The 246-nt window shown below is 48.0% G+C and carries 1 protein-coding gene; it reads left to right on the top strand.

The genetic code is table 11. The annotated features are described in order from the left end of the window. Nucleotides 1–27: 27 nt before the first annotated feature. Nucleotides 28–246 (top strand): PEP-utilizing enzyme (locus tag SCA31_RS24970; protein ID WP_410699639.1); only part of this gene is annotated, 219 nt, incomplete at its 3' end.

The following is a 246-nucleotide window of genomic DNA, read 5'->3' on the forward strand; positions in this document are numbered from 1 at the left end:
GAGGGGCGGGCACGGGTTATTTTAAACATGGAAGATGCCGATTTGGAAGATGGGGATATATTAGTTACCCCTTATACTGATCCCAGCTGGACACCATTGTTTGTATCCATAAAAGGCCTGGTCACTGAAGTTGGCGGACTGATGACCCATGGAGCGGTTATCGCGCGTGAATACGGCTTACCTGCAGTTGTCGGAGTTGAAAATGCAACCCAATTGATAAAAGATGGGCAGCGAATACGCGTACAT

Source organism: Chryseobacterium sp. SIMBA_028 (genome assembly GCF_046535285.1).
Lineage (GTDB): Bacteria > Bacteroidota > Bacteroidia > Flavobacteriales > Weeksellaceae > Chryseobacterium.